This window comes from Pantoea sp. E956-1 (assembly GCF_982223955.1).
Genome location: NZ_CEUYZP010000001.1, coordinates 964230 through 975982, shown reverse-complemented (window position 1 = coordinate 975982; position 11753 = coordinate 964230). Strand labels below are relative to the sequence as shown.

The following is an 11753-nucleotide window of genomic DNA, read 5'->3' as shown; positions in this document are numbered from 1 at the left end:
GCGATACATCTATAAATCGCATGGCGAGCGTCACTCAACAGAATTCATCACCAGCCGGCATCGCCCGCACGCAATTTGTGACCGTGCTATCAGACTCGCTGTAAAGCCAGTCGGGAAGGCGAAGCGTGATTATTGCTGGCATGAGAACTTGTGGAATTAAGGAATCACACCATGGCTCCATATTGGTATGTATCAGGCTTTTTACTGCTGCTTTCGCTGTTTGAAATAGCGCTAAAAAAAGACGAACGCACAAATTATATTCTGACCTGGCTACTCTGTTTTGCCGCCGTGACATTGATTATTTTCGGGGGAATACGCGGTCTGGGTACCGGCATGGATGACTTTCAGTACCGGAGCTTCTTCGAAGACTTTGTAAGACGTATTGAGATTAACGGCTTCTTTAATACCGTTGCGTTTTTCCGTTACGAACCGCTGATTTTTGCGATGGCCTGGCTCACCAGCCTGTTTTCGCACAATGCCAGCATCTTCCTGTTTGTCTTCTGCGCCATTGCCGTTTTCATCAATACCTGGTTTTTCAGGAAGATGTCTCCGTATCCGGTGCTGGCGCTGGTGCTCTATTCGGCGCACATCTTTATCAACAAAGACATTAACCAGATTCGCTTTGGTCTGAGTTCCGCGCTGTTCCTGGGCGTTCTCTGGTCGATCTATCTCAAGCGCTACTGGTGGGCATTTGCCTTCTTTATTCTGTCGTTCACGAGCCATAACACCGGTGTCATGGTGGTGACGCTTGTGCCGTTCCTGTTTATCCGGGACTGGCGCTGGTGGCCGGTCATTATCATCGTTGCCAGCCTGCCTCTATCCGTTGTGGGCGGCTCGGGCTTTATTGCCCTGATCGCGGGTCATCTGGGATCGCTGGGAGAGAGGGCATCGGGCTATAACAATGACCCCTCCTATGCAATGGGTGGCAGCATCCTGGCCGTATCGAACCTGAAAAACATCATGCTGGTGTTTGTCTTCTTCTATTTCATGCTGACCGATAAGCTGAAACGCGAGAATTATGCCCAGTATCGCCTTAACTACCTGCTGATTTTAAGTTTCGCCATCGGCGGGGCGATCAGGATCTTCCTGTATAACTTCCCGTCAGGTTCGCGCCTGTCCAACTACCTGCAGCAGGTGGAGCCGATCATCCTGACCTCACTGATTTATCAGGCAAGGCGATCCTGGAAGCCAGCGCTGTATGCCATGCTGGTGTTTTTCCTGCTCTATTACCTTTACTACAACACCATTTCAACCAAACAGGCCGTTACCGGTTATGAAGTGGCGCGGGAGTTTTGGCTGATCCACTAATCAATCTGACGACCGCCTCTGGGTGACGAGTTTCACCCAGGGGCGGTCGCCGATCAGAACACAGGTTTTTCATCGACTGTTGTCGAATGAACTGTTTATTTTGAACTACTTTAATGAGGTGCTGGCAATGAAGGACATTCGTTTCTCCATCGTAATTCCGGCTTATAACGCGTCAGAATCGATTGTCACGACGCTTGATTGCGTTAAAGCACAAACGTATCGCAATTTCGAAGTCATCATCGTTGATGATAAATCTGCGGATGCCGCCGCGCTGGCGGAGGTGGTTCGCAGCGAACGCTACCAGGATCTCGATATCAATCTGGTGCTTTCCGAGGTCAAGCTCAACGGCGCCGGTGCGCGTAACAAAGGTATTGAGCTGGCGACCGGTGACTATGTCAGCTTCCTTGACGCGGATGATGAGTGGGCTGCGGACAAACTGCAGCAGGTGAGCGAAAAAATTGCTCAGCTGGAGGCGCAGGGCAAAAAGAATTTCGTCATTTTTAGCCAGGTGAATATCTATCAGGATGGCACGTTCCTGAAAGTGATGCCGATGCAGCCACCGGGTAAAAATGAAACCGTCGCGGAGTATCTGTTTGGCTGCTACGGCTTTATCCAGACCAGCACCATTGTGCTGAAGCGGGAAGACGCGGCGAAAATTCAGTTCGATACCCGCTACATCCGTCATCAGGATTATGATTTCTGTATCCGTGCCGACCGCATGGGCTATGACTTTGTGATGATCGCCACACCGCTGGCGAACTACCACCTGGTCACGAAATTTGGCTCGAAACACAAAGGCGAATCGGTGAACTACTCGATGTTCTGGCTTGATACCATGAAGCCGCATCTGACCCCGCGTGACATCCACACCTACAAAGCTTTTAAGCTGCCGCTGCGCTACAAGATGGATGGTAAGTCGCTGATGGCGAGCCTGAGCTTCGCGCGCTACTTCTTCCTCACCAACAAAGACAACCGTGCTTACTTTATGAACCGGGTTAAAGACAAGGTCAAAGCACGTTTCGGCGGTGAGAAAGCGATCTCCTGACGCGCGCCGCGCCTCGCTCTGCTCCTGATGCCAGGGGCGACTCTCTTTTCGATTAATTCAGGGTTGAAGATGAATACTTCTGTTGGAACCGTTGGCATTGTTATGCCTATGTATAATGCACGTCAGACGGTGTTACGCGCGGTGCAATCGGTTATCAATCAGCACTATACCGACTGGCACCTTTATCTGGTCAACGATAAATCGACCGATGACTCGCTGGAATTTGTGCGTGAGCATTGTCAGGATCCGCGCATTACCATTCTGGATAACGCGGTCAACATGGGCGCAGCAGAGACCCGCAACGTCGGACTGCGCGCCGCCACTGAAGAGATTATCGCCTTTCTCGACAGTGACGATGAGTGGCATGCGGATAAGCTGACCCGGCAGGTCGCCGCCATTGCGGCCGGTGATGATTTTGTGATTACCGAATATCACTATAAAACCCGCAAGGCTGAGCACGACATTACCTACGGCAAACCTTACCTGCAGCAGGAAAACTTTGTGAAGAAGCAGTATCGCGTCTGTTTCTCCTCTGTCTGTTTCCGTCGTCCACCGCAGGGGCTTTTCTTCCAGCGCAAAGGCCACGAAGATTTCCTGTTTTTGTATGAATTATTCACCCGCTATAAGCAGGCGCGCGTAATTCAGACGATTCTGGTCAACTATTACGAATTAGGCGATTCCCTTTCCCGTAATAAGAACAAAGCGGCCCAGTGGCACCTTGAATTATTAAGAATTATCTATAAAAACAATCCTTTAAAAATCTATTACTATTACGCCTGGTATATGGTGAATGGTGTGCTGTTTACCCTTAAGCATCGTTAAGCCTGTCGGCAGGATTGTCTTTAAAATTTGAGGTGGATAGCGTTTCATGAAAAAAATTGTCCTGGTGATCAAAGATGCTTATTCGTATGCGGGCACCGAGAACATCTGTAACTTCATGTCAGAGTGTCTTGGCGAAACGCATGAAGTCACCATCTACTCGCTGGAAGGCAGCGGTAAAACCTTTTATCCGTTTGAGCACGTCAAACAGATCGTCAGCTTTGAAGGGCAGAGCAACCCAATCAAAAGCGCGGTTGCCCGGATTCACGAAGAGGGTTTCGATACCGTCTTCCTGATCAGCATGGGTCGACTGAGCGTGATGTTCGCCTTCTGGAATCTGCTGGCAATGAAGAAGAAGCGGGGCAAAGCCTACGCCTGCGAACACATCGCCATTAACTCCTTCAGCAAACCGATTAAGTTCCTCAAGTTTCTGCTGCTGCGCTACTACGACCGCGTGATTGTTCTGACCGACAAAGATCATCAGGTGTTCAGCCGCTGGCGCATTCCCAGCAAGCAAATCCCCAACCCGGTGGTTTACAAGGACTATCAGCGCCAGACCCGTCATCGCCAGGCGCTGGCGGTCGGCCGTCTGGATAACCAGAAGGGCTTTGACCTGATGCTGGATATCTGGCGCGATTTCGCCCGCAGTCATCCCGACTGGACGCTGGTGATTGCCGGAGACGGTGAACTGCGTCAGCAACTGCACGATCAGGCTGCTGTGCTGGGCATTACCGACAGCGTGAAGTTTGTCGGTAAGGTCAGCAACATCAATGACTACTATCGCGACAGCGATATGGCGCTGATGACCTCGCGCTATGAAGGATTGCCGCTGGTGCTGCTGGAAGCAAAATCCTGGTCACTGCCGGTGGTGGCATATGACTGCCCGACCGGGCCACAGGAGATCATCAACCACGGTGAAGATGGTTTCCTGGTTCCAATGAACGACAAAGCCACATTTCTGGCCCGAATGGAGCAGCTCGCCAGCGATGACGCGCTGTTCTATGCCATGAGCGAAAAAACCAAACAAACCGCGCTGAAATTCGACGGTAATCAGATAAAGCAAAGCTGGCTGTCATTGGTTTAACCGGAGCTGGAAAAGCTCACTTGCGACGTGCCTCAGGGACACCGCCATGGCCAATGGCCTTATTGACTACGGGAATTGATGCATGAAAAGAAGAGAAGTTTTACAGACCGCCGCCTCCGCTCTGGTGGGGGCTCTCTCCGTGAGCACCTTTTCCAGCTACGCTGCAAAAAGTAACGGTATCGCCCTGAAGCCGGTTGATGCCACTGACATCCCCAAAGGCGACGTGCCGATCCTGACGCCGGAAAATGTCTACGCCATGCCGCCGCAGTTCTGGCAGGGCTTTGAAGGGAAATTGTGGATTGGTAAAGCAGGTGCAGATGCCAGCAAACCGGGTAACCAGATCCCGGTTTTCCTGCGTGACGCCAGCGGCAAAGTGTCAGAGATTGCCCAGCCTATCTCACTGAACAAAGGCAACTTTGCTCAGTTTATTCAGGATAATGCCGCGCTGATTGCCGATCCTTCACATTCGATGACGGTTGAGGACAGCAACGGTCAGACGCTGTTTAACATCGCGGATGTCAGCCGTCCGGGCGCGGCAGATTTCAGTCAGCGTCTGGCGCAGCCAGCGGGTTATCAGCTGATTGGTGAGATCCCGTCCGTAGCAGAGTTACGCAAAACCCGTCCGCTGTTTGAAGGGGCCAAGGTTAAGCTGAAAAGCTGGCACGAGGGACGTGAAGTCGGCGGCGGCGAGTTTGTCGGCAGCTTCCAGCCCGCTCAGAATGATGGCGGCGTAAACTTTGCCGGTGAGGGCTTTTCCTGGCGTCGCGTGGTAGACGATTTTAACCGCCTGACCCTGTTTGATTTCGGTGCGATTGCCGATGGCAAAACTGATACGGCGCCCGCCATTATGGCGATGTTCCAGTGGTCACAGCAGGCTAACCAGCAGATCTGCGTCCAGTTCCCGGCCGGTACCTTTATGGTCTCAGCCTGTAACCTGGGCGATAAGTATCTCAACTTCTTCCGCATGTCCGGTGCGATGGTGAACTTCGGCTACTTCCCGGCGACCACCATTGTCTCGGATGGTAAGTCAGCGTTCGTTTTTGAGATGAATGCCCGTCGGGTTGAGCTTTCCAACCTGAACTTTAACGGCAACAGTGATAAAAGCTCCAACCAGCAGGGCTTTTTCCATAACAACTGCCCTGGCGGACAATATTTCCGTGGTGCCTGCCTGCGCTTTAACGCAGTCGGCGGCACTGCCATCAGCCTGCAGGATACCCTCGATTGTAAAATCGATCAGTGGTACGCCTCTCGCTGCAGCGGCGATGTGATCAAATCGGGCTGGTCAGGTCAGAAGCAGGGCAAATGGGATCACAGTACCGCAATCGAACTGTCGAACTTTAATGCGCAGTACTGTCGTGGCGGCAAAGTTCTTAACCTGCCGCGTTGCGGCCAGTCGATTATTCATAACGGCTGGATTGAGCACTGTGATAACCCGGGCGATCTCTCCAACGGCCAGTGGATTGTCGATGCGCTGAGCCTGGAGGATTGTAAGAATCCGCTGATCGCGCACAACACCCGTCTTAATATGCGCCAGACCAGCCTGCAGTCAGGCAGCTGGATCGACAACTCCATGCAGGGCGATCGTCTGCTCAGCATCTGGGAGATGGGATCGACCCGCGTGGAGTCCTATGGCGTCGCGCTGGATGGCAGCCTGAAGTACAACTACATCACCTCGCGCTGGCGTTTAGAGAACAACACGAATCAGGAGACCTGGTTTGATCTCGGTAGCCTCTACTCACCCACCGTGGGCGACTCGTGGGAGATCGAAATTTTTGGTCAGGCGCAGTTCAGCAACGGCAGTGGCGATAAGCCGCTGATGAACCTGATCGGTGACAAGACCACCGGTGGCCGCGCGGTGATCCACGTACAACGCAAAAAAGACCTTTCTGAAGCGAGCTGGTCGGCTGAAGGCAGCAGCCCGATTGTCGACGTGCGCTATGTGGCTGAGCATGACACCGATGTCCGCATCTTCGTCAAACTGGCGGGCTGGACGCCGTCGGCGGCCGTGCTGGTGAAAACCACCGGTAAAGATCGCTTTGTCACTGGTCGCTGTGCGCGGGTCAACGCGAAGATGGAGAAGGGCAATCCTCCGGCGGGCGACGCAACTAAACGCGCGCCGCAGCGCTTCAGCCTGCACAACGGCAAAGCGGGGGTGGGTGCCAACGAGCAGGGCGATCTGCTGATGGCTTCGCGTCCGCTCTCTGCCGATCAGGTCGATACCAGCAAGCCGGAAGGCTTTGTTTCCGTCGTGATCAACGGCAAACAGGTCGCACTGCCATACTTCGCGATTAAGTCGTAACACCTTGCCTCACGGCCGCCACAATGGAGGCGGCCGGTTTTAACAGGAGTACTACCTTTGGGTGCGTTATCCCGTAAAGCATGACTTTAAACAGAGTTCATTTTGCCCATTGCGGATCTGGGCGGCTTACAGAATTAAAAAAAATTTATTCGGAGTTGTTATGAAAATTTTATTGGTGGGTAACCACACGTGTGGGAATCGCGGGGATGGCGCGATTCTTCGTGGACTGATTGATTCTATGAAGTCTGCACGCAGTGATTTAGAGATTGATGTTATAAGCCGTTATCCAACCAGCTCCGGTTATCTGCTCCAGCAGGATATTCAGCAGGATGCGCTGTACCTGCACAACAGCAAATCAGGCAAAGGCCTGGTCGGTTCGTTTAAGCGTAAAGTTGCGAACCGCCTGATGCCCGATATCATGATGGCGCATCTGGGCGAGGGCGGCATCTTTAAGTCTTTCTCTGTACCCCCGCACCTGAAGGCGTTTACTGACAGCCTGGCAAAATATGATGCGATTATTCAGGTTGGCGGATCGTTCTTCGTTGACCTCTATGGCGTGACCCAGTTTGATCATGCGCTCTGTGCGCTGATGGCAAAAAAGCCGATCTACCTGATCGGTCACTCGGTGGGGCCATTCCAGAACCCGCGCGTCAATGCGCTGGCGAACTTTGTCTTTGATCGGGTCGACAGCCTGGTGCTGCGTGAATCGGTCAGCCTTGACCTGATGAAGCGCGATGGCGTGACCAGCTCTAAAATCGCGTCTGGCGTTGATACCGCTTTCCTGGTGCGGGCACGCGAAGTCGAAAACCCGAGCCACAACCTGCTCTACTGGCAGGGCATTATCGATGGCCGTAAAACCATCGCGATTACCGTGCGTGAACTGGCACCGTTTGATAAACGTCTGGGTGTGACGCAGAAGGAGTATGAAGCGGCGTTTGGCCGGGTGATCAATGCCATGATCGCGGAAGGCTATCAGGTCGTGGCGTTCTCAACCTGTACCGGCATCGACAGCTATGCCAAAGATGACCGCATGGTCGCACTGACCCTGCGTGACCACGTAGCGCAGCCTGAACATTACCATGTCATCATGGATGAGTTTAATGACCTGGAACTGGGCATCCTGCTGAGTCATTGCCATCTGACCATTGGTACCCGCCTGCACTCGGCGATTATCTCCATGAACTTTGGCACCCCGGCTGTGGCGATCAACTACGAGCACAAGTCGATGGGTGTGATGAACCAGCTTGGTCTGCCGCAGATGGCAACCGATGTGAAAAGCCTGATGGATGGCTCACTGATCGACAAAGTGAAAACTGTGCTTGCCGATTACGACAACATCAAGCTTAAGGTCGACACGGCCGTTGCGAATGAAAGGGAAATTGGCAACCGGATCACTGAAGAGATTCTCAAAGTATTAGGGTAATGTGATGAAACTGACTTTTTTCACCATGCGTTTCCCGGTTGCCTCTGAGACATTCGTATTAAATCAGGTAACCCATTTTATTGATGCCGGTTACGAGGTGGAGATTATTTCAGTCTTTCCCGGCGATTTAGTGAACCGGCATGCCGCTTTTGATGAGTATGGTCTGGCGGCGAAAACGCATTATCTGCTGCCGGAAGAGAAGGTCTCGATTGTCGATAAGCTGAACCAGCGCATTAAGCTGGTGCTGCCAAAAGTGACGAAACCGTCACTGCTGCGTTCGCTGAATGTGCGCCGTTATGGCGCGCAGTCCAGTAAACTGCTGCTGCCGTCGATTGTGGCGAATGCAAAGCAGACCTTCACCGCTGATGTGTTCCTGGTGCATTTCGGCTATGCCGGCGCCCTGGCGAACAAACTGCGTGAGCTGGGCGTGCTCCAGGGTAAACAGGCGACCGTGTTTCACGGTGCCGATATTTCCCGTCGCCACATTCTGGAAGAGCACAAACTCGACTATGTGAATCTGTTCCGCCAGAGTGAGCTGATGCTGCCTATCAGCAATCTGTGGAAGAACAAGCTGATTGAGATGGGCTGCCCGCCGGAAAAAATTCACGTTACGCGGATGGGCATTGAGCCGGAGAAGTTTAACTTCCAGCCGCGCCAGGCGTTTCAGACGCCGCTGCGTATCGTGTCGGTGGCACGTCTGACCGAGAAGAAAGGGCTGGATGTGGCGGTCAAAGCCAGCGCCATCCTGAAGCAGCGTGGCGGTCAGTTTCAGTACACCATTATCGGTAACGGCGATCAGGATGAGATGATGCGTAATTTCATCGCCCGCGAGGGAATGGAAGATTGTGTCAGCATGCCGGGCTTTAAACCGCAGGAGGAGATCCGTCGCGCGCTGAGTGAAGCTGACATCTTCCTGCTGCCTTCCAAAACCGCCGCAGATGGCGATATGGAGGGCATTCCGGTCGCACTGATGGAGGCGATGGCGGTCGGCCTGCCGGTGGTCTCAACCTTCCACAGCGGCATTCCGGAGCTGATTGAGAACAATGTTTCTGGCTGGCTGGTGGAAGAGGACGATCCTGAGGCGCTGGCGGAGACGCTGCTGAAGCTCTCTCAGGGTGAAGTGGATGTGGCGCCTGTGGTTGCCGCGGCACGTCACAAAGTCGAGACTGAATTTAATCAGCATATCGCCTACGGCGAACTGGCACAGATTCTGGAGCGACTGGTGTGAGTGGATTTAAGTCTCAGGCGATTTGGCTGTTCGGCAGCACCTGCTTTTCGGCGGTGCTGCAGGTTGCACAGCTGAGCTTTCTCGCCCGCAAACTGGAAACCCACGAACTGGGGCTGTTAGCCATCATCAACGCCATCCTGGCGGTAGCGGGTGTGCTGCAGGATATGGGGATGAGCAGTTATCTGGTGCATCGCCAGAACATTACCCGTCGTGAGCAGAGCACTATCTACTGGGTGAACGTCTCACTCAGCTTGTGCACCGGTCTGATCATGCTGCTGATCGCCTTCCCGGTCTCCTGGTTCTATCACCTGCCGGAGCTGGTGGGCCTGATCATGCTGACCAGCCTCAACTTCCTGGTGCTGGGGCATCTGTCGCAGTATCAGGCGCACTACATCAAAACCAAGCGGATGGTTTCGCTGGCGAAGATTGAGATGGGCACCAAGCTGTTTGCCTTCCTCTGTGTGGTGGCGATGCTGGAGTTCACCTCGCTCACCGTAGCAGCGGCGATTCTCGGTCTGTTCATCAACGCCTTTACCCGCATCCTCTGCATGATTGCGCTGGGTGAGAAGTCGTGGCGTCCGACCTGGGAGTTCGATAAAGCGACCTTTATCGGCGCGATTCGCTACGGCAGTTATCAGCTCGGCTCGCAGACCATTAACCAGCTGCGTACCCAGGCCGATGCGCTGGTAGTGGGTAAAGTGATGGGCGCCGAGATGCTGGGTGTTTACTCACTGGCGAAAGAGCTGGTGCTGCAACCGCTGAAGCTGGTGACGCCGGTGATTAACCGTCTGGCACTGCCGCGCTTTGCAGAGAAGCAGCACGATGCCGAGCAGCTGAAGAAGCTGTTCCTGAAGGGTACGCTGGGCATCATGCTGTTCAGCAGCGCGATGTACCTTGCGATTGGTATCCTGTCACCCGTCATTGTGCGTGTACTTTATGGCGCGTCGCATGAGCAGGTCTATCATCTGATCCCGCTGATGCTGCTGTTTGGTATGCTGCGACCGATGGGGGGTCTGACCGGCGCGATTTCGCAGGCCAACGGACGAACCAACGTTGAGTTCTACTGGAACATCGTGGCGAGTATTGTGGTTCTGGCGGTGCTGGCAACCACCTTTATCTGGCCGAACGTGCTCTATGTGGCGCTGACGCTCTCCATCTCGCAGATCCTGATCTCGGCACTGGCTCATCCGTTCTTCATCAAGCCGGTAATCGGCATTCGGTTTATTCCCTATGCCCGGCAATGGGTGGCGGTGTCGGTGGTATTTGTCGGCATAATGTTGCTGGTTAATCACTTTAATCTGTTTGTAATGCCGGAGTGGTTTGAAGGCTGGTTGTAATCACAATTGCGTTATATCAACGGGCGGCCTCAGGGTCGCCCGTTTTCATTTATGGCTGGTCTCAGCTGCGCGGCGACCCGGGGTGGAAATAACAGAGGCGATATTCGATTACTGATTGTCTTTATTCAGTTTATGCCGTTGCTGGCAATGGGCAAAATGCCGAATTTCCATGTTATGACAGAGAGTTACTGTCCGATTTTCAGATAAAGATTATACTTGCTCTTCCGGCCGATCCTGCATAATCGACCCACATCTTCATTTTATTAAACGGAATAAATATGACCAAGCTTAAAGCAGTAATCCCGGTTGCGGGCCTCGGTATGCATATGCTCCCTGCGACTAAAGCCATTCCGAAAGAGATGCTGCCTGTCGTCGACAAACCGATGATCCAGTACATCATTGACGAGTGTGTTGCCGCGGGTATTAAAGAGATTGTGCTGGTCACGCATGCATCGAAAAACGCCGTAGAAAACCATTTCGACACCACCTATGAGCTCGAAGCGCTGCTGGAAGCGCGCGTGAAGCGTCAGCTGCTGAGCGAAGTGCAGTCTATCTGCCCGCCAGGCGTTACTATCATGAACGTGCGCCAGGCGCAGCCGCTGGGTCTGGGCCACTCGATTCTCTGTGCCCGTCCGATGATCGGTGACAATCCGTTCGTGGTCGTGCTGCCCGACGTGCTGCTGGATGACTCCACCGCTGACCACATGCGTTACAACCTGGCAGCAATGGTTGCCCGTTTCGAAGAGACCGGCCACAGCCAGGTTCTGGCGCAGCATATGCCCGCGTCCAATCTCTCTGAGTACTCAGTAATCACCACTGAAGAGCCGATCGATCACCCTGGCGACATCAGCACCATTACCGATTTCGTTGAGAAGCCTGAAGATACCGCCGGCCTGGGCTCTGACCTGGCAGCGGTAGGCCGCTATGTCCTTTCTGCGGATATCTGGGCGGAACTGGAGCGCACAGAGCCAGGCGCGTGGGGCCGTATCCAGCTGACCGATGCGATTGCCAGTCTGAGCAAACATAAAACCGTTGATGTTTCGCTGCTGACCGGTCACAGTTTTGACTGTGGTCGTAAGCTCGGTTACATGCAGGCGTTTGTCTCTTACGGCCTGCGCAGCAACGCGCAGGGTCGCGATTTCCGCGAAGCTATCCAGACCATCCTCGCAAAACAACAGTAATTTATTTGCCGCGTCCTGCGCGGCAGATT

9 protein-coding genes are annotated in these 11753 nt (G+C 53.5%); all 9 read left to right on the top strand.

Translation table 11 applies throughout. The features are described from left to right. Positions 1 to 171 precede the first annotated feature (171 nt). The gene (locus AC0T7J_RS04870; protein WP_473792534.1) at positions 172 to 1308 is read left to right on the top strand and encodes an EpsG family protein; all 1137 of its coding nucleotides are present in this window, start codon (positions 172 to 174) and stop codon (positions 1306 to 1308) included. A 127-nt stretch (positions 1309 to 1435) separates the two neighbouring features. Further along, complete coding sequence (locus AC0T7J_RS04865; protein ID WP_473792532.1) at positions 1436 to 2353, top strand: glycosyltransferase family 2 protein; 918 nt, start codon at positions 1436 to 1438, stop codon at positions 2351 to 2353. A 69-nt stretch (positions 2354 to 2422) separates the two neighbouring features. Beyond that, complete coding sequence (locus AC0T7J_RS04860) at positions 2423 to 3175, top strand: glycosyltransferase family 2 protein (RefSeq protein ID WP_473792530.1); 753 nt, start codon at positions 2423 to 2425, stop codon at positions 3173 to 3175. Positions 3176 to 3221: 46 nt separating this feature from the next. Continuing rightward, complete coding sequence (locus AC0T7J_RS04855; RefSeq protein WP_010670977.1) at positions 3222 to 4256, top strand: glycosyltransferase; 1035 nt, start codon at positions 3222 to 3224, stop codon at positions 4254 to 4256. Positions 4257 to 4338: 82 nt separating this feature from the next. Beyond that, entirely contained in the window at positions 4339 to 6555 is a 2217-nt protein-coding gene (locus tag AC0T7J_RS04850) for a phage tailspike protein (protein WP_473792528.1), read from the top strand. Between the two features lie 160 nt (positions 6556 to 6715). Beyond that, entirely contained in the window at positions 6716 to 7978 is a 1263-nt protein-coding gene (gene wcaK / locus AC0T7J_RS04845; protein WP_473792527.1) for a colanic acid biosynthesis pyruvyl transferase WcaK, read from the top strand. A gap of 4 nt (positions 7979 to 7982) precedes the next feature. After that, complete coding sequence (locus AC0T7J_RS04840) at positions 7983 to 9206, top strand: glycosyltransferase (RefSeq protein WP_473792525.1); 1224 nt, start codon at positions 7983 to 7985, stop codon at positions 9204 to 9206. After that, positions 9203 to 10543, top strand: coding sequence for a lipopolysaccharide biosynthesis protein (locus AC0T7J_RS04835; protein ID WP_031591354.1), 1341 nt, complete (start codon positions 9203 to 9205; stop codon positions 10541 to 10543). Before AC0T7J_RS04840 ends, AC0T7J_RS04835 begins: the two co-directional genes overlap by 4 nt. A 278-nt stretch (positions 10544 to 10821) precedes the next feature. Further along, complete coding sequence (gene galF, locus AC0T7J_RS04830) at positions 10822 to 11724, top strand: UTP--glucose-1-phosphate uridylyltransferase GalF (RefSeq protein WP_473792523.1); 903 nt, start codon at positions 10822 to 10824, stop codon at positions 11722 to 11724. The last annotated feature ends 29 nt before the right edge of the window (positions 11725 to 11753 follow it).